Raw genomic sequence first — 18,986 nt, forward strand, 5'->3', positions numbered from 1 at the left:
GAAATCTTAAAAGAAGATTTAGAAACTGCCATTGTCAGAGCTAAAACATTGAGAAGCAATGTCCAAACAGATTTACCAAAACATCAACGGAATCCTTATTTCACAATCGATAAGCTGATTGAATTTTTCAATGACTTCAAAAAATAAAAAAACACGAAGGCACAACAATGGCTAAGAAAACATAGGGCGGATAAGGCTTTTCGAATGTTTCGTTCACTTAACAAACTTCAGTTTCGGTGGACAGATAATCGCTTCGAAAGCCCTACGTTTCTTAGCCGGAGCGTTAGCAAAATTTATTAATGAAAATGCGAATCTTCCCAAGGGGAAAACAATGAATTTTTTATCGGAAATGAGATAATACCAAGGTTTCAATTCACTTCAATATTGGTAAACCAAATGAACTTGACACCGTCCGCATTTTTGTGTTCAGTAGCAAAGGTTACACCATTGAAATCTTTTTCAGCTTCCCAAGTGAAGGGTCTTCCTTCATCTCCATTTCCTTTGCGAAACACCCACTCTTTAATCATTTTGTTGCTGTCCAAATACAAGTCATACGCATCTCCTGGAGTGTAACCGTCCTCTTCGTTGTACACTATGGTCAATTTGGTAGACTTGTCTCCTGATATCGGGGCATTTACTTCTTCTTCCACTTCATAAGCGTATCCGGAATCCCAAGCCAACTGGAATGGATACATCAACCAATATTTGTCGTTGATAAATCCTGCATCAGCTTTTGGCATTTCTTCTTTTGGAAGGTCAAGGCTATAGGTATAACTTGTATCAGAATCCGCATAGTAAACTGTGCGGTCTTTGATATTCCATTTCCAGTCCCTTGTCCTGACGTCTGGTCCTACCTGTACGTTCCAGGTATAGGCAATTGAATTGAGCTTGTCAAAATTTTCTATGCCGTAGGCTTGCGCCACTTGCATGGGAAGTGTTTTTTCTTCAGGTTGGCTGCAGGAAAGGCAGAACCATACTGTCAATACAAATAAGGTATAGCTGAGGTTTTTCATGGATTCGGTGGTTTTGTAATTATTGAATGTAAGCTTTTTTCGCGGAAAATGTTTTTCTGATATAGAAATTAGGGCCAAGATCAAACTCATTGGAGCTCTGTAATAGAAGATGGAGCCGGAAATTCTATGGAAAAAGGGCTTACTTTTACTCCAAATAAGGGCTTGAATTGACTGATGTCAGGAAAACGCTTGCCATTGATTTTCAAAGATTCAATTTTGGCCAATTTCCCCCAGCCTGATCCCCTGGGTTCTGTATGGAATGATCTTCTGTTCCATTGCTGGTGCAATTTGAGTGGTAATATTTTAGTGCTGACAGGGAATGTTATTCCTTTATAGCTTATCTTACAGAAAAAAAGAGGTTCATCTTCCTCACCCACTCCTATGGTATCCAAACCCTTCTCCGATTCCCAGATAATGGGAAGGGTTATTTTGGGAATACCCCAGTTGTACCTGCCGTTTTGTGTACTACTTTCTGAGTTGACGATGATGTGGGATATGCTTTGTCTGTTTTCAGGCTTGAATTTTCCAGGGATCAGGAGCAGTTCCTTATATGGTCCTACATTTGAATCATAATAGTTGACCAACATCAGGTAGCCAAACCCTCCTTTAAATTCCCCCTTTAGGTACTGAGGAATCAATGGGTGATCATTGATCCATTTTTTGGGAAACCTGTAAAGAAGAATAATTCCTTCTCCTTTCAGTTGCCAAGGAGGAGGGAAGTGCGTTTCGGGTTTTTGTAGTACACTCATCTTTTTCGGAAAATAAAATCCGTGGACACAGCTTCATCGACTTCTTCCCTGAGCATCATCGCAACTTGCCCACGGTGGTAGGTGCCGTGATTGACTATGTGCGTCATGATGTCTTGTATGGTGTCATTGAATTGCAACCCTTTGGAGGTTTTATAAGAAATAATTTGCTCCAAATTTGATTCGCTTAAGATTTCTGAAGTTTTCTGATGCACTGCTTGGTTAATGGACTTCAGGCTGTCCAAAGGGTGTACTTGCCAAACCCCGTAATGTTGGGATTTTCCTAAAATACGATTGTTCCAGATGTCCTGGGCATTGAGAATATGGGAAAAAATGCGCAGGCAATTTTCAGAAACCCGGTCTTTGTGCTTTTCGAGAATCAGAATAATCTTCTCATTGCAGCTTAGGTTGTACTGAAAAAAGTCCTCAAGAAAATGTTTCATGACTTTGGATTTAATAAGGTGATGGACTGATACTGGTCCAGCCTCCATCGATAATCAGATTTTGTCCTGTGATATGTCTTGCTTCTTCTGATACCAGAAAGGCAGCAGCATGGGCAATGTCTGTGACAGTGGCAGGCCTTCCCATTGGAGTGATTTTGGACCATGTTTTTTCATAATCTTCATCCATGGCCGTTCTTTTGGTCAGTGTAGCTCCGGGAGCAATGGTGTTGACATTGATTTTATGGCCAGAGAGCTCTATTACAAGATTCCGGGCCAACATTTCAATGGCTGCCTTACTCATGCCGTAGGCAGCGAGATTTTTATGGGCCTGATGTGCAGTGACAGAGGAAGTGAAAAGCAGGGAGCCACCGGATTCCTGTGTCTTCATGATTGATGCGGCTGCTTGTGCCAAAAAGAAAGTGCCTCCGGTATTCACCCTCATGACTTCCATAAAATCATCTTCCTGATATTGCCAAAAGTCCCCGTATAAAGTGATTCCTGCATTGGCTATGGCAATGTCCAGCTGTCCAAATTCTGAATTGGCCCTGTTGACCAGCTCGTGGATACAATCCCGGTCACCGGAATCTCCCTGTATACCGAGGATTTTCCCTTTACTTCCGGGCCGTAGAAATGCCAGGGCATCTTCCAGCAGGCCACCCTCCAGGTCGTTGAGGATGATATGATGGCCCTTGAGGGCAAGGAACCGGGCGATTTCGAGACCTATGCCCTGCCCGGCTCCTGTGATGATAGCTACTTTTTGCATAGCATGTTGATCAATGTGAATCTCTTTTCACTTCAGAACCTGAGGAGCCTTGAAGGAAATCAAAATCCACTCCATCATGTGCCTGATTGACCTTGTCAAGAAAAAGGTTGACATATCCCCTCTCATAAGGCAGGGATAGCGGCTTGAAGGAGGAATTCCTTTTTTCCATTTCCTCCTCTGATATCAAGAGCTCCAAGGATCTGTTGGGTACATCGAGTTTTATCATGTCCCCGTTTTTGACCAAAGCCAATGGCCCCCCAATGGCAGACTCAGGGGATACGTGCAATACTACTGTGCCATATCCGGTTCCGCTCATTCTGCCATCCGAAATCCTTACCATGTCTTTGATACCCTTGTCCAGCAACTTTTTAGGAAGGCCCATGTTGCCTACTTCCGGCATTCCCGGATAGCCTTTTGGGCCTACATTTTTCATTACCAAAACAGAATTCTCATCCACTTCCAGAGCTTCATTGTCAATTTTGGCTTTGTAGTCATCAATGTCTTCAAAAACTATGGCCTTACCGGTATGTGTGAGCAGGTGAGGGCTGGCAGCTGAGGGTTTGATGACTGCACCATTTGGGCAAAGATTTCCTTTGAGAACAGCAATACCTGATTCGGGTTTGATGGGTTTTTCGAGTGTACCTATCAAATTCCTGTCGTAACATTCGGCATTGGCGATGTTTTCACCTAGTGTTTTACCATTTACTGTGATGCAGTCCCTATTGAGATGCTTTTGGATTTCTTTCATCACTGCAGGCATTCCTCCTGCATAAAACAAGTCTTCCACCCAATGCTCACCCGATGGCTGTACATTGGCTATCAAAGGGATCTTGGCAGAGAAATGGTCAAAATCGGTAAGGTCAAGGTCCACACCGATCCTTTTGGCAATTGCGGTGAGGTGAAGGATAAAATTGGTAGAGCCGCCGATGGCAGCATTGACCATAATGGCATTTTCAAAAGCCTGCCTGCTGAGGATTTTGCTCATTTTCAGGTCTTCTTTGACCATTTCCACTATCCGCATGCCGGCAAGGTGGGCCATTACCTTTCTTCTGGAATCGGCAGCAGGAATGGTGGCATTGTCCGGCAATGCCAATCCAAGAGATTCTACCATGGCAGCCATGGTGGAGGCCGTTCCCATTGGAGCGCAATGTCCAACTGATCTGGACATGGCCGCTTCCGCTTCGATAAAATCTTCTTGGGAAAGTTTTCCGGTCTTAAAGTCTTCTGCAAATCTCCATACATCGGAGGTGCCTATTTTTTTGCCCTTAAACCGACCCACCAACATCGGTCCTCCAGATAGGACTAGACTGGGTAGGTCCACCGAAGCTGCTCCCATGACCAATGAAGGGGTGGTCTTATCGCATCCGCACATTAGGATGACCCCGTCCATAGGGTTGGCACGTATGCTTTCTTCCACATCCATACTGGCCAGATTTCTGAAAAGCATGGCGGTGGGTTTTATGGAGCATTCTCCCAATGACATCACGGGAAATTCAAGTGGAAATCCTCCTGCTTCCCAAACGCCTCTTTTGACTGCTTCTGCGAGATCGCGGAAGTGGGCATTGCATGGCGTGAGTTCGGAGTAGGTATTGCAGATCCCGATGACAGGTTTTTCGCCTTCAAAAAGATGATGGGGCAGGCCTTGGTTTTTCATCCAGGAACGATAAATAAAACCGTCCTTACCGGTCCTTCCATACCATTCCTGACTCCTTAATTTCTTTTTCATAGTGTTTAGGTTTGAGTAAATTGACTAAGAAAGGAATTTAGGAAATCTTTATGAGTAAACGGAAAAGAAGAATAAAAATGTGAGGAATGGGAAAATCAATGGATATGGTTCAGGCGAATAATGGATTTGAGTTACAACTCGTATTCATTATGAGTTCTTAGTTGATTTTTCAATTGGAGGCCATAATCTTCTTATAAATTTTATTTGAAAACATAACCTGTCCTGAAAATCGGGAAAAGTGACAAAAGAAAACAAAAAACTCTTCTCAGATTACTTTTGTGACTTTTGTTCCCTTTTGTGGTAAATTATTAATCCCTAACTTCGAAGGCCCCCTTTCTCTTTTTTTATAAATAACCGACATTTAATATTTGTCGGTTTTTGCGTTTTGGTTTTGTGTGATCTAGTGTCGAGGGCGGGAGAAAATATGAATTACTTATGAAAATTGAAGATTTAAATTTTAAGTTCAAAAAATAATATATGTGGTATTGGTGGAAATGGGGTCTTAATTGACTAGTTTTTAAAATTCCCAATATCGGTTTTGTAAAAACATTTGGTAATCTATTGATGCTTAAGTGTTTTTTTTGGAAAAAATCATTAGTTTTAGATAGTATTTAAACTAAACTTTAATCTTTATGAAAATTAAGGCACGTTTTTCAAGTTTTTCTACAGCCCTTAGTCTTTTGGCCGTACTTTCCTGTGATCCAAAAGATCCAATACCAGAAAGCCCAGTGATCTGGGAAAAGGCAATAGGGATTGAAGAGGGAATTTTTAATGCTAAAGTTATCAATGGTGAATTATATGTGGCATCGCCTTCCCGAATTTATCCGGAGGCGACTCTGCAAGGCCCTAACGACTTTGTGGATTTGTCCCTTTTCATGCAAAGCTCTTTTCCCTACAGGTTACCGATTTCTGACAAATTAATGGTCGCTCTTAATCCCTCAGAAATTTCCTTACTTCCAACCGGTAATTCAAGTGAAAAAGAAGCTCTAAAAATCAACCTTCGTCAGTTAGATCCTGAATTTTTACGCTTCCCCCAAATTGGGTTGGGAGTAGGAGATCAGTTAAGTATTGACGCTAAAGGAAACGTTCTTATACCATATCTCTCAAAAGAAGGAGAAAGACAGAAAAATAATCCCGATTTTTTGTGGTTGAAAACAAGTGTGGAAGGAGGGAAAGTAAAGATCCTAGATCAGAAATTTTTGAAGGAAGAATATTTGGCAGGTAGTTCGGCTATTAGATGGATACGTACTTTTGATGACTTTATCAGGGTAACTATTGAGGGAAAAACTTTTGATATAGATGAATTTGGAAACATAGATTTGAGATTTGACCAATATACCAAATCAGTCCAAGTAGGAAATGAGATTGTCACTTTCGCCTCAGAATATGTAGATAGATTTCCATTTCAGGTGTTTAAATCAGATTTGTCAGGGAAGAACAGTGCCTTGATCCGAACCTACGAAAATGATCGGTCACCTCTTGTCTCCCAATTGATGTGGATAGGAACAGGCCTAGCCACTATTGATGGCAAGCTTATTTTTTACAATGCGGATGCCCTATATCTAGTAGATTTAACTGAAGACTCCATCCTTTTCACTGAACTTGACAATACAGGTTTGGAAAGAGCTTATATTTCTTCCATTCAACTTTTGGACAATTCAACGGTTTTTGTCGCTTCAGCATGTACTGATTCCCATTACAATAACTGTGGGGGTTTTTATAAACCATTGGATAAGTTTTTCACTCCAAAAAAATAAAAAAAGAGGCCTGAACTAAAATTCAGGCCTCTTTTTTTTGATTTGTTCGGTGAGGTTTAACTTTATGAATTTTTCACCTCATTATCCCAATTCTAAATTCCTCAATCCACCCTCACAATATCCGCCCCCAAAGCATTCAGTCTTTGGTCTATATACTGATACCCCCTGTCAATCTGCTCAATATTGTCAATCACCGAGGTGCCTTCAGCAGACATGGCTGCAATCAATAATGAAACACCTGCCCTAATATCAGGAGAAGTCATTCTGATGCCTCGTAATGGATATTTTCTGTCCAGACCGATGACAGTTGCCCTATGTGGGTCACAAAGAATGATCTGGGCACCCATATCTATCAACTTATCCACGAAGAAAAGCCTGCTTTCAAACATCTTTTGATGTACCAAAACAGTTCCTTTTGCCTGAGTAGCAGTCACCAGTACTATACTCAATAGATCCGGAGTAAACCCTGGCCATATCGCATCGGCGATAGTCAGAATGGAGCCGTCTATGAAAGTTTCGATTTCATAATGTTTCTGCGCAGGAATAAAAATGTCATCTCCTCTAAACTCCATCTTGATACCCATCCTTTTGAAAGTTTCAGGAATGATTCCCAATCGGTGGATTTGGGCATCTTTGATGGTGATTTCAGATTGGGTCATAGCGGCCATGCCTATGAAGGAGCCGATTTCAATCATATCGGGCAAAAGAGTGTGATCGGTCCCCTTCAGTTCCTTCACTCCTTCTACATGAAGAAGGTTGGATCCTACACCGGTGATTTTAGCCCCCATCCTGTTCAGCATATCACAAAGCTGCTGCAGGTAAGGTTCGCATGCTGCATTGTAGATGGTGGTTTTTCCTTCGGCCATTACTGCGGCCATTAGGATATTGGCCGTTCCTGTCACAGAAGCTTCATCCAATAGCATGTAAGCCCCTTTTAGGTTTTTGCCATCTATGTGGTAAATCTCTTTTTTCTTGTCATAGTGGAATTCGGCGCCCAGCTTTTGAAAACCTGTAAAGTGGGTGTCCATTCTTCTACGACCTATTTTATCCCCTCCTGGCTTGGATAACCTTCCTGTGCCAAACCTGGCCAACAATGGTCCCAAAATCATTACCGAGCCTCTTAGCGACGAGGCTTTGATCAAAAAGTCTTTGGTCTCCAAGTAATCAAGCTTGATCGCATCGGCCTGAAAAGAATAGGATTCAGGGCCCAATTTTTCGACTCTTACTCCCATCTCACCTAAAAGTTCGATCAGTTTATTTACGTCACGGATATTGGGAATTTTGTGGATGGTTACTTTTTGAGCAGTCAGTAATACTGCACAAAGTATCTGCAAGGCTTCATTTTTAGCTCCCTGTGGGGTGATTTCCCCTTTGAGCTTTAAGCCTCCTTTCACTCTGAATGATGCCATTTATCTTCTTTTTTTAGAATGTCCGCCGTTTCTTCTTCTGTCGTTGTTACCGTACTTTCTTCGGTTGTTACTAGATGAAGATTCAGGTTCGGAAGGTAGCTTAAAATCTCTTCTGGTGTTGGTTTCAAAAAGTCCCATTTCTTTGACTTTTTCCAAGTCAATGTGAAGCTTTCCTTTGGAAAGGGTTTTGATATCATCCAGGATGATCCTATCATCAAAATTATCCCTGTTCCAGGTTGAATGGAAGCTCCTCATCAATTGTCCGATATAGATAATAGCAGTTTCTTGCTCTTCGTCGTCTTTTATTTCAATGGCCTTTTCGATGAGTTTTTCAATATTTCGGCCATAGTGTTTAAATCTGATTTCTCCTTTGGGGTAACCTACGATTTTTGGTTTTCTGAACAAGAGATCCTCTTCTGGCTTTGGGTAGGGTCCATCCACTTCCAATTTGAAACCAGACATGATGTGCAGATCATCCCATATTTTCTGGTCGTTTTCTGCCCTCATTTGAGGGTTTAATTGTTTGACCAACTCTACCAAAGTATATGCACTTTGGGTGCGTTTTTCCCGATCTTCTATTTCTGAGATATGGATGGCCAGTCTTTGAATATTTTTTCCGTATTCTTTCAAAGTGACTGAATAGTTGTTGCTTTCTGTATTTTCCATGGGGTATTTCTTTTTTTCGGCCAAACGAAATTTTAAAAATAAAAATGGATGTAGGCCTATTCTTCTACTATGCGAAGCTTCGCAAAGCTAAGTAATAAAGTCTTTTCTCCAAAATTATCAAAGGCAATGCTGGCTTTTCTGTTGATTCCTTCTATTTCTATTTTATTTACTGTTCCAAAGCCAAATTTGGGGTGCTCAACTTTCATGCCGACAGCCAGGTTGTTGGTATTGGAAGGCTTGAAGTCAGGGCTAGGGGTATGTACTTTTGCTGTTGTCGCAGGCCGGATATTGGGCCGCTTAATTCCAACAAACCCGGACCTTCCTTCACTGGTATCACTTCTAAAGCTACTTGAAAGTGCACTGGATATTCTTTTGTTGACCTTGATGCAATCCGGATCAACTTCTTCCAAGAACCGGCTGGGTTCACAATTGAGGAGTCTGCCAAAACGATACCTCGTCAGTGCATAAGTCAGGTACAGTCTTTCCATGGCCCTGGTGGTGGCAACGTAAAACAATCTTCTTTCTTCTTCCAAATCTTCCCGGCTCTGCATCATCATTTGGGAAGGAAACAGATCTTCCTCCATGCCTACCACAAAAACCTGTTTAAATTCAAGTCCCTTGGAGGAGTGAATGGTCATCAAGGTCACTGCATCAGTGGTGTCCTTGTCTCTATCGTTGTCAGTAAGTAAGGCAATTTCCTGCAGAAATGCTCCCAGACTCTTATCCTCATTTTCCGGATTGTCTACATATTCCTTGATGGCATTCAGCAATTCCTGAACGTTTTCGTATCTGTTGAGACCTTCTATTGTCTTGTCCTCGTACAATTCCCGGAGCAGTCCCGACTGTTTGGCAATAGAACTTGCAGCATCATAGGCGTCTTTCCTTTCTACCTCGATGGCGAAGCTTTTGATCAAAGTGCTGAAATCTTCCACTGAATTGGCTGCTCTGCCAGGGAGAAAACTGGCGGCATTGGTCATTACTTCCCAAAGAGGGATATCATGTTCATAGGCGGCTACCATCATTTTTTCCACAGAAGTATCCCCAATTCCTCTTTTGGGATAATTGATAATTCTTTTAAAAGCCTCTTCATCCTCTCTGTTGACTACAAAGCGCATATAAGCCATCAGGTCCTTGATTTCTTTTCTTTGGTAAAATGAAAGACCGCCCACAATTTTGTAGGTAATGCTCATTTTTCTCAAGGCCTCTTCTATAGACCTGGACTGGGAGTTGGTGCGATACAACACAGCAAAATCGCTGTTGTTGAGTTTTTTATTATTTTTTTCTTCAAAAATGGTAGTGGCCACCATTCGCCCCTCCTCGTTGTCTGAGCTGGCTTTGATCAATTCGATCAGGTCTCCTTGCTGATTTTGAGTCCAGACTTCTTTTTTGAGCTGTGCTTTGTTTTTGGCAATGATGCTATTGGCAGCATGTACGATATTTTTGGTGGAGCGGTAATTTTGCTCTAGTTTGACTACAAAGAGATCCGGATAATCTTTTTCGAAATTGAGGATATTCTGTATATCAGCTCCCCGAAAAGCATAAATACTCTGAGCATCATCACCTACCACGCAAATGTTTTGGTGAACAGAAGCCAGTTTTTTGGTGATCAGGTATTGAGAAAGGTTAGTATCCTGAAACTCATCCACCATGACATATTTGAATCTTTGCTGGTATTTGTTCAGCACATCAAGGTGATCCCTAAATAGCACATTGGTATTGAAAAGTAAGTCGTCAAAATCCATAGCACCGGAGCGGAATAATCTTTTCTGGTAGTTTTTGTAGATTTCACCCATTTTGGGTTTCATAGCAGTTTCATCATCTGCTTTGATATAGGGATCATTCAGGTAAGTTTCCCATCCGATCAGCCGGTTTTTGGCACCGGAAATACGTGAAAGCACAGTGTTGGCCTTATAGACTTTATCGTCCAGTCTCATTTCTTTGACTATGCTCCGGATCAGAGACTTGCTGTCGTCAGTATCATAAATCGAAAAATTGGATGGGTATCCGAGCTTGTCGGCTTCCACCCTAAGTATTTTGGCAAAAGTAGAGTGGAAGGTTCCCATCCAGGTATTTCTGGCTTCCAATCCAATGAGCTGTTCAATCCTGTGTTTCATTTCAGCAGCCGCCTTGTTGGTGAAGGTCAAGGACAGGATGTTGAAAGGGTCTATGCCTTTGGCATGTATCAGGTGGGCGATTCTGTAAGTGAGGACCCTGGTCTTGCCGGATCCTGCACCTGCAATGATCATTACCGGTCCGTCTGTATGTTCTACTGCTTCTCTTTGGGGGGGATTTAATCCTTTTAGGTACTCCATGCGCTTAATTTACCAACAAAGTTCAAATTTAGGGAATTTGGGTGGATGAGAGAGATATGATGGAAAAAATATAAATCTGTTTACAGAATTCTGAAACGGTAAAAGTCTTGGTTGGTATAAGAATTAAAGTTGAGCCCTTAGGTTCCCTTCTTCCACTTCCAGCGATTGTGACTCCAAAGGTAGATTTCGGGTTTTTTTCGGATATTGTCTTCCAGAAGCGCTATAAAGCGGTCAGTGATGCTGTGTTCCGGCTTCCCTTCGTAAGGCGGCTGGTCCATCATTTCATAAGTAAATACATAGTGTCCTCTCTTCGGTTTGCTGACAGAGGAATAGATTACCGGATGGGAAAAGCGTTTGGCCAGCTTTTCCGCTCCCTCAAAGAATGCAGTATCACGATTCATAAAAGGAGTCCAATACCGGATATCCCTGTTTCCTGGCCTCTGATCAGCGGCGAGTACTATTAATCTGGGTTGATTTCTTTTTCTCAAAAAATCACGTTGGAAAGCCTCTTTTTCAACCATGGTCACCCCAAATCTGGTCCTGATTGACATCATCAGCTTTTCGAAAAAAGGGTTGCTGACTTTGGCATACACCACGTCACACCTCTTTTCAATATTGGCCGTCATTTGAAGCAGGTGCCACTCCCAGTTAAAAAAATGCCCCTGCAAGCCTATGATCACCTGATTTTTCTCTATCGATTCAGTCACGAGGTGATGGTTGATGATTTTTACTCTTTTATCCAGCTCTTGCGGAGTAATGGAATAAGATTTAATGATCTCGGCAAAAGAATCAGTGAGGTTCCTGAAAAACTTGCGTGCAATACTTCTGACTTCCTTTTCGGATTTCTCCGGAAAAGCATGCCTGAGGTTATTCAGGATTATTTTTTTCCTATAGCCAATGAGGTAATACCCAATTAAAAACAGGAAATCTGTCATGAGGTAAAGCACCCAAAGAGGTAGAAAAGAAATGGCTTTGAAAACAAACATGTAGGCTTAGCGCTATATTATTAGGCAGTCAGGTACAAAAGGCCAAAATAAGCCAAAAGCCTTGACTTTATTCAAAAAAATTAGTGATAAATTCACCCATTGATTACTTTTGGAACTTATGTCTGAGGTGCAAAGAAAAAAATATTCCGATCAGGAAAAGAACAATATCTTCGATAATGAATTTATGCCACACATAGATTCTATGTACAATTTTGCGTACAGGCTCACCTTTGATGAAGATGATGCCAAGGATTTGGTGCAGGACACCTATCTCAAGGCATATAGGTTTATCAATTCTTTTGAACAGGGTACCAACGCCAAAGCCTGGCTATTCAGAATCTTGAAAAACTCCTTTATCAACGATTACCGAAAGAAAAGTAAGCAGCCGGCAAAGGTTGATTACCAAGATGTTGAAACTTATTACAACTCTGAGGATGTTGATTATAGTATCACTACAGACCTGAGGGTAGATGCGGTGAAAGACATGATTGGAGATGAGATTTCCAATGCCCTCAATAGTTTGGCTGTAGATTTTCGTACCGTGATTATTCTATGTGACCTGGAAGGATTTACTTATGAGGAAATGGCCAAGATTCTGGACATTCCAATAGGGACTGTCAGGTCAAGATTGCACAGAGCCAGGAACTTATTAAAAGACAAACTGCGTTCCTATGCACAGAACATGGGTTACAAGACTGATGAGGATGAATGAAAAGGCTTCTGAGGGGAGTATTTCATTTTCGAAACATAAAATGAAGAGTAAAAGTAAGCGTAAATTAAATTTGAATAATGGATAAGAAGTCAGCAGCGTCCGGAGAAAAAAAATTATCCTGTGAGGATGTCAGTAAGTGCTTTCAGCTTTTGGAGAGTATTTTGGATGGAGAACACACTGCCAACTCCAAAGAAGTCATAGATGAGAAGCTAGCCAAATGCGCACCTTGCTTTCAGCATTATCATCTGGAGCAGGCAATCAGGGAAGTATTGAAAACCAAATGCACCAAGCAAAGCACCCCCGCGGAACTTGTAGCCAATATCAGAGAAAAAATACAGGAATTAAAGTAAGCTCATGTCCTCAGGTAAAGCCATTATTTTTTCAGCCCCATCCGGTTCGGGAAAAACTACCATTGTCAAACATTTAATCAAACAATTTCCAAGTTTAGGTTTTTCTATTTCGGCCTCCACGCGTGATAAGAGGGGAAGAACAGAACAAAACGGAAAGGATTACTACTTCTTGTCGCCCGAAGAATTCAAGCAGAAAATAGATACTAACGCATTTATAGAGTGGGAGGAAGTCTATGAAGGTAACTTTTACGGCACACTCAAAGAAGAGATTCAAAGGCTCTGGGATGAAGGCAAGCATGTGATATTCGATGTGGATGTCAAAGGCGGTGTTAACCTGAAAAATTATTTCGGTGAAAAAGCATTGGCAATCTATGTGAAAGTACCATCTCTTGATGTGCTCAAAGAAAGGTTAAAGGACAGAGGAACAGAGACGGAAGAAAGTCTCTCCAGGCGATTGTATAAAGCCAAGTTTGAGGCTACATTTGAAGATCAGTTTGACGTGACCATACTCAATGACGATATGCAGAAATCCTTCCAGACTGCTGAAAAACTGGTAGGAGATTTCCTTTCCAAATAAAACCCCATTTGCTTTGAAAATAGGCTTATTTTTTGGATCTTTTAATCCTATTCATGTAGGTCATTTGATAATAGCCAACGTGATGCAGAATCAGACGGACTTAGATGAGGTCTGGTTTGTGGTAAGCCCACAAAATCCTTTTAAAAAACAAAAGACATTGCTTCATGAATTTGATCGGCACAAGATGGTAGAGCTCGCCATCGCCGATCATTTTTATTTTAAGGTAACCGATGTGGAGTTTCATATGCCCCGGCCCAGCTATACTGTAGACACTTTGGCCTATTTGGCAGACAAGCATCCCCAGCACGAGTTTAAATTGATTGTGGGAGGGGATAACCTCAGCCATTTTCATAAGTGGAAAAATCATGAAGCCATACTGGAAAACTACGGATTATATGTCTACCCCAGACCGGGAAGCAATCCTGACTTTGAGCACCCTAAGGTCCGCTTTGTAGAAGCTCCTTTGATGGATATTTCAGCAACTTTTATCAGAAAAACCATACGTAAGGGTAAATCCGTGAAATATTTAATTCCCACAGCGGTAGAGGAGTACATCAGGGACAAAAAGCTTTTTATTTAAAGGTTTATTTGGACTTTGATCTCTGCAAACCTTTAAGATGTGGATTTCTTTATTTGATCATTTTATAATCGACCATAAAATAAAGTAGTATCGGAGTCTTCACCTGCATTTTGCTAAATAATTTAGAGTTCGACTATTAGTAAATAATAATAATCGTGGTAATCAGAAGGTAAAGTGTTACTGAATTCTTTATTTAAGCCATCGAATTGTTCTTGAATTGTTTCTCCGGAAACTCCAAAAACTATCTGCTTTTGATCAGCAAAACTTTTATTCCTGACTTTTAAACCCGTGGTCATATCATCCGAAAAATAGGAAATCATTTGTGCTTTGGAAGAATTTAGATCTATAACCAAGGGGTAATAATGCAATGCATGAAAAACGCTGGCTATCAGTTGATCTTCTTTTCCAAAGTACAAGCCTTCATGCAATGAATAGGTATCACTGGCTGATAGCTTTTCATAGAATTGATATCCATTTTCTACATTGGCAAAAAAATCATAAGGGATTTTCCTTTTTCCAAAGTTCACCTTTGAAAAAGGTTTGAAAGTAAAATCTTCAGTAGCCAAGTAAAGTGTATCGTTGAATGGAAAAGAAGTTAAAGTTTTCCCCTTTTGAATAGCAAATGGGGAATAAACCTTGAAATAAGGGGTGAAATTTTTCGGGGCTATAGGGATGGAATTACTAATGGTCCCGTTAGAATCCAAATAGAAAACCTGAAAAGGTATTTCTGGGGACAGATTATTGTTATACATCAAATATTCTTTTCCAGCTTTCTGAATAAATCCGGCTTTATTCGGTAGTTTTTTTAAGAAAAATGGATTTAAGTTATCGTCGAAAGCAAAAATAGATTCACCATTGATGGCAAGGAAAAGTGAATCCCTATGGACAAAGAAATTGGTAATTCCATTGAGGGGAATCATTTGGTCTCCAAAAAATCCCTTTTTATTCAAAAGGTTTCCATTTAAATCAAATTGCCATAGATTGCCAGAGTGGTTTTGGTCGAAAAGATAAATATTAGATTGGGTCACTAAAATATCCGTGGGAGTATGGATGGGTTGTGAAGTTTTCAGCCTTAAAATTTTTGTACTTTCCCCGATTTTTGAAAGGTTCATTTCTTGGAAGCTTTCATAAACATTTATTTCTGGAATTTTATTTTGCGGATTATTGCATGAAAAAAACAAAGAATAGGATATTAAACAGGTTAAAATTTTCTTCATCATGTTTTTATCGGATTTGGAGGCTTTTTCCATTGACCATTTTGAATTTGATAAAAGCTATAATTGTGTAACCTTGAAATAGTGAACATTAGGTATTCAGCTTTTTTTAAAATTTTAAGCTCTTTTTTTAAGAGGAAGATGCGAAAATTAAGCACATTATTTAAAAAGTGTGACTTCCGTGAGGAAGTCACACATGTGTGATTTAAGGACAAGGTTCTTGGTCTCCTGCACTACAAGGATCACCCCCTGAAAACCTGCATTTAACAACGATTGGTCCATCAGCTCCGCATCTTTCGTAGGTGACATAATAGCTTGTGCCTGGCAATCCTTGATCCTGAGCTAACACGGCATAAGGTGTAATGTTGCTGAAAATCAGTAGCATTAAAATAGATGATGAATAAATTAATTTTTTCATAGTTTTTAAAATTTAGTGGTTAGTACTAATAGTGCAAGTATATTATTGTTATTGTGCAATAGAAAAAATAAAAAATCATTTTTAAGCTAGTATATATGGTATTAATTATATTAAAGTATATTTTTAATTAATACTAAGTTGTATTTAGGTAAATAAAATAATATGTTTTTTGTAATTTTAAATTTGCAAATGAAATCAATAAAAATGCTCGTTTATTTTAATGACAAAGTTGAAGAATAATTCCAGATAGGAGGCTGTAGATTTAGTGTTTGTTTTTTACAACCATTTTAATTGTGCAGCTAATCGATTAGATATGTTTCTTCTTTCCCTCTGCAATTTCGGACAAAAGCTCTCTTGATCTATGAAGTTGTGCCTTGACGGTTCCAAGTGGTTTTTCGAGCTCTTGAGCAATCTCTTCATAAGACAGTTCCTGGAAATATCTGAGCTCTACCAATCTTCGGTATTTGTCAGGTAATTTGTCTACAAATATCCTTACCATTTCAATCCTTTGGGACTTGATAAACTCATCTTGGGGATTGTTGTCACCATCTTCCACATCTATCGTGACAGCATTGCCACCATCATCACTCAATGTGGTATTGAGGCTCATGGTTTTGAGTTTCTTTTTTCTGATAAAATCAATGGTATTGTTGGTGGCTATTCTGAATAGCCAGGTACTGAAAGTATAATCTTTTTTAAAGCGGTGCAGGTTTTTGAAAGCTTTTGCAAAAGCTTCCATAGTGAGGTCTTCGGCATCATCGGCATCCCGTATCATTTTAAGAATCATAAAATATACAGCCTTCTTATAACGCTTCATCAAAGTAGCATAGGCCTGCTGATCCTTTTCGATAACAGCCTTATCAATCAGGTCAAAGTCCTCTAATGCCTTTGTAGAAAATCCTCTTTTATTTATTTCCATCTAACTTTCTTTGATTGGTACCCAAATGCTCCGACGATCCAAAAGTAAGCGATATACATAAGGTCGAAGAAACCTGCCCAGAACATGTTTGACTTTCCCTCGAGTTTTTTTCTGGCAGAAGCGAAAACTGACGTGAGCAATAAAGAACGGGCAATAATTATACCTAAAATCATCGCAAAATGTTCCCAATTTTGCTCCTTACCCATCAATATCAGTAAAGAAATACCAACAGACCAGAATAAAAGGTGGGTAAATGAATACATTCCTATTTTTTGCTTATCGCCTGACTTATAATATTTTCCGGCATGGAAGTGTCGCTTTTTCTGTCTGAAATACGACTTCCAACTGGTTTTGGGATTGGAGATGGTAATACTTTGGGGATCTACCACCACCGCAGTGTTTTTGCCTGTTGCATACAGATTAATAAATAGGTCATCATCCCCACAGTCAATATGCCACAACCCTTTGAATGCCTTTTTTTCCATAAAGAAACTTTTTCTATAGCTCAGGTTTCTTCCCACTCCCATAAAGGGTGATTTCCATAGCGCAAAGGAAATATACTGCAAGCCTGTCCACAGGGTTTCGAATTGTATCCAGCTGTTTAGCATGCCCTTTCCTTTACTATATTGAGAAAAACCCAATGCAAATGCTTTACCCTGATCTCTTATTGGAGCGGTCATTAAAGTGATCCAATTGTCGGAGCAGGGCAGGCAGTCTGCATCTGTCAATAACAGGACGTCATTTTTGGCTACTTTGATACCAAGAGTCAAGGCATATTTTTTAGAAGTGACATGGTCGGGAGTGTATTTGATAGTTACTGTCCTCAGTTTTGGATATTTGGACATCATTTCTTCCAATAAGGACTTGGTCCCATCATTAGATCTGTCATTGATGATCATCACATCAAAATTCGGATAATCTTGCTTACAAAGAGCAGGGATGAGTTTCTTGAGATTTTCCTTTTCGTTGTGGGCAGATACGATAACGGTTACCCCCTCCTGATTTTCCTGACTCGGGGAAATTTTATTTCGGTAAAAAAAAGAAATACGGCCAAATATGATCAGGATATAAAACAGCTGCACCCCAAGTGCAAGTAAAAATACAATCCACAAAATATCTATTAACATCCCTATTACTTTAACGAACAAATATAAAAGCAATTTGAGCATTCATTTAAGAATAAGCTTATATTTTTGTCCTTGAAATAAGGAAAAAAATACCAACTCCCTAGCATTTATGGAGTTGGGAAGGTAAAGTAATCCATGAAATTTAATTTAATTGCTACAGACCCAAATAGTAAAGCAAGGGCAGGACTTATCAAAACAGATCACGGGGATATTGCAAGCCCTATTTTTATGCCTGTGGGAACAGCGGGGTCGGTGAAGGCTGTGCATCAGAGAGAACTGACTTTTGATGTCAAGGCTCAGATTATTCTAGGAAATACCTATCATCTTTACCTCAGACCGGGTTTGGATATTTTGGAAAAGGCAGGCGGGCTTCATAAGTTCAATGGTTGGTCTAAGCCTATTCTTACCGACTCTGGAGGCTATCAGGTGTTTAGCTTAGCTGATAATCGAAAGATTACCGAAGAAGGGGCTGTTTTTAAATCCCATATCGATGGATCCAAACACCTCTTCAGTCCAGAAAGAGTAATGGATATTCAGCGGGTCATAGGTGCAGATATTATCATGGCCTTTGATGAATGTCCACCCTATCCCTGCACTTATGAATATGCCAGAAAATCTATGGAGATGACACATAGGTGGCTAAAAAGATGTATAGATAGGTTTGACAGCACAGAAGGAAAATATGGTTACAGTCAGGCTTTGTTTCCAATAGTGCAGGGAAGTGTTTTCAAAGACTTGCGCAGACAATCGGCTGAGTTTGTAGCAGCGTGTGGAAGAGAAGGAAACGCAATAGGAGGACTTTCAGTAGGTGAGCCTGTGGAGGATATGTATGAAATGACCGATATGGTGACTGATATTTTGCCTTCTGACAAACCTAGGTATCTGATGGGAGTTGGTACACCTGCGAATATCCTAGAGGGGATTGCCTTAGGGGTGGATATGTTTGATTGTGTGATGCCTACCCGGAATGCAAGAAATGGAATGCTCTTTACCTCAGAGGGTATTATTAATATCAGAAATGAAAAATGGAAAGCTGACTTCAGTCCCATAGACCCACATATCAATTCCTATGTAAGCTCTTTTTATTCAAAGGCTTATTTAAGACATTTGGTTATTGCTAAAGAAATATTGGCAGCTCAGATAGCAAGTATACATAACTTGAGCTTTTATCTTTGGTTGGTTACTCGGGCAAGAGAGCATATCATTGCAGGTGATTTCGCCGTTTGGAAGAATGAAATGGTGGAAAAAGTAAGCAGGAGACTTTAAGC

At 40.2% G+C, this 18,986-nt stretch carries 19 protein-coding genes; 6 read left to right on the forward strand and 13 right to left on the reverse strand.

Features of this window, described 5'->3' with window-relative positions; genetic code table 11:
• Positions 1–368 precede the first annotated feature (368 nt).
• The 5 genes from A33Q_RS02455 to A33Q_RS02475 form a co-directional block, all read right to left on the reverse strand.
• A complete protein-coding gene (locus tag A33Q_RS02455) occupies positions 369–1,013 on the reverse strand; it encodes a hypothetical protein (RefSeq protein WP_016254527.1) in 645 nt (214 codons plus the stop codon).
• Positions 1,014–1,099: 86 nt separating this feature from the next.
• On the reverse strand, positions 1,100–1,762 hold the full coding sequence (locus A33Q_RS02460) for an acetoacetate decarboxylase family protein (RefSeq protein ID WP_009036413.1): 663 nt from the start codon (positions 1,760–1,762) through the stop codon (positions 1,100–1,102).
• Positions 1,759–2,202, reverse strand: a complete 444-nt coding sequence (locus tag A33Q_RS02465) for a DinB family protein (protein ID WP_016254528.1) — start codon at positions 2,200–2,202, stop codon at positions 1,759–1,761. Before A33Q_RS02465 ends, A33Q_RS02460 begins: the two co-directional genes overlap by 4 nt.
• Before the next feature lie 10 nt (positions 2,203–2,212).
• A complete protein-coding gene (locus tag A33Q_RS02470; RefSeq protein WP_009036415.1) occupies positions 2,213–2,965 on the reverse strand; it encodes an SDR family NAD(P)-dependent oxidoreductase in 753 nt (250 codons plus the stop codon).
• Positions 2,966–2,975: 10 nt separating this feature from the next.
• Positions 2,976–4,691 (reverse strand): IlvD/Edd family dehydratase, encoded by a 1,716-nt coding sequence (locus tag A33Q_RS02475; RefSeq protein ID WP_009036416.1) that lies wholly within the window; start codon positions 4,689–4,691, stop codon positions 2,976–2,978.
• Positions 4,692–5,323: 632 nt separating this feature from the next.
• Here A33Q_RS02475 and A33Q_RS02480 point away from each other — a divergent pair.
• Positions 5,324–6,448, forward strand: coding sequence for a hypothetical protein (locus A33Q_RS02480; protein WP_009036417.1), 1,125 nt, complete (start codon positions 5,324–5,326; stop codon positions 6,446–6,448).
• Between the two features lie 101 nt (positions 6,449–6,549).
• Here A33Q_RS02480 and murA read toward each other — a convergent pair whose 3' ends face one another.
• From murA to A33Q_RS02500, 4 genes are all read right to left on the reverse strand, one after another.
• Positions 6,550–7,857 (reverse strand): UDP-N-acetylglucosamine 1-carboxyvinyltransferase, encoded by a 1,308-nt coding sequence (gene murA, locus A33Q_RS02485; protein WP_009036418.1) that lies wholly within the window; start codon positions 7,855–7,857, stop codon positions 6,550–6,552.
• On the reverse strand, positions 7,858–8,523 hold the full coding sequence (locus A33Q_RS02490) for a DUF4290 domain-containing protein (protein ID WP_040489730.1): 666 nt from the start codon (positions 8,521–8,523) through the stop codon (positions 7,858–7,860). It abuts the gene before it with no gap.
• A 56-nt stretch (positions 8,524–8,579) separates the two neighbouring features.
• Positions 8,580–10,835, reverse strand: a complete 2,256-nt coding sequence (locus tag A33Q_RS02495; protein ID WP_009036420.1) for an ATP-dependent helicase — start codon at positions 10,833–10,835, stop codon at positions 8,580–8,582.
• Between the two features lie 137 nt (positions 10,836–10,972).
• Entirely contained in the window at positions 10,973–11,821 is an 849-nt protein-coding gene (locus A33Q_RS02500) for a lysophospholipid acyltransferase family protein (RefSeq protein ID WP_009036421.1), read from the reverse strand.
• Positions 11,822–11,939: 118 nt separating this feature from the next.
• Between A33Q_RS02500 and A33Q_RS02505 the strand changes: the two genes are divergently transcribed.
• From A33Q_RS02505 to nadD, 4 genes are all read left to right on the forward strand, one after another.
• Entirely contained in the window at positions 11,940–12,533 is a 594-nt protein-coding gene (locus A33Q_RS02505; RefSeq protein WP_009036422.1) for a sigma-70 family RNA polymerase sigma factor, read from the forward strand.
• 77 nt (positions 12,534–12,610) lie between these two features.
• Positions 12,611–12,883 carry a mycothiol system anti-sigma-R factor gene (locus tag A33Q_RS02510; RefSeq protein ID WP_009036423.1) on the forward strand — a complete coding sequence of 91 codons (273 nt, stop codon included), beginning with the start codon at positions 12,611–12,613 and terminating at the stop codon, positions 12,881–12,883.
• A 4-nt stretch (positions 12,884–12,887) separates the two neighbouring features.
• Positions 12,888–13,460, forward strand: a complete 573-nt coding sequence (gene gmk / locus A33Q_RS02515) for a guanylate kinase (RefSeq protein ID WP_009036424.1) — start codon at positions 12,888–12,890, stop codon at positions 13,458–13,460.
• Positions 13,461–13,473: 13 nt separating this feature from the next.
• A complete protein-coding gene (nadD, locus tag A33Q_RS02520) occupies positions 13,474–14,040 on the forward strand; it encodes a nicotinate (nicotinamide) nucleotide adenylyltransferase (RefSeq protein WP_009036425.1) in 567 nt (188 codons plus the stop codon).
• 122 nt (positions 14,041–14,162) lie between these two features.
• Here the strand turns inward: nadD and A33Q_RS02525 are convergent, their stop codons facing one another.
• The 4 genes from A33Q_RS02525 to A33Q_RS02540 form a co-directional block, all read right to left on the reverse strand.
• The gene (locus A33Q_RS02525; RefSeq protein WP_152527371.1) at positions 14,163–15,152 is read right to left on the reverse strand and encodes a hypothetical protein; all 990 of its coding nucleotides are present in this window, start codon (positions 15,150–15,152) and stop codon (positions 14,163–14,165) included.
• 261 nt (positions 15,153–15,413) lie between these two features.
• Positions 15,414–15,563 carry a hypothetical protein gene (locus A33Q_RS22050; protein WP_160169329.1) on the reverse strand — a complete coding sequence of 50 codons (150 nt, stop codon included), beginning with the start codon at positions 15,561–15,563 and terminating at the stop codon, positions 15,414–15,416.
• A 416-nt stretch (positions 15,564–15,979) separates the two neighbouring features.
• On the reverse strand, positions 15,980–16,591 hold the full coding sequence (locus A33Q_RS02535) for an RNA polymerase sigma factor (protein WP_009036179.1): 612 nt from the start codon (positions 16,589–16,591) through the stop codon (positions 15,980–15,982).
• Positions 16,582–17,718, reverse strand: a complete 1,137-nt coding sequence (locus A33Q_RS02540; protein ID WP_016254530.1) for a glycosyltransferase — start codon at positions 17,716–17,718, stop codon at positions 16,582–16,584. The genes A33Q_RS02535 and A33Q_RS02540 overlap by 10 nt, the downstream gene beginning before the upstream one ends.
• A gap of 135 nt (positions 17,719–17,853) precedes the next feature.
• Here A33Q_RS02540 and tgt point away from each other — a divergent pair, with 135 nt between their 5' ends.
• Complete coding sequence (tgt, locus tag A33Q_RS02545) at positions 17,854–18,984, forward strand: tRNA guanosine(34) transglycosylase Tgt (RefSeq protein WP_009036177.1); 1,131 nt, start codon at positions 17,854–17,856, stop codon at positions 18,982–18,984.
• Positions 18,985–18,986: the final 2 nt, after the last annotated feature.

The sequence above is a fragment of the Indibacter alkaliphilus LW1 genome, assembly GCF_000295935.2.
GTDB classification, from domain to species: domain Bacteria; phylum Bacteroidota; class Bacteroidia; order Cytophagales; family Cyclobacteriaceae; genus Indibacter; species Indibacter alkaliphilus.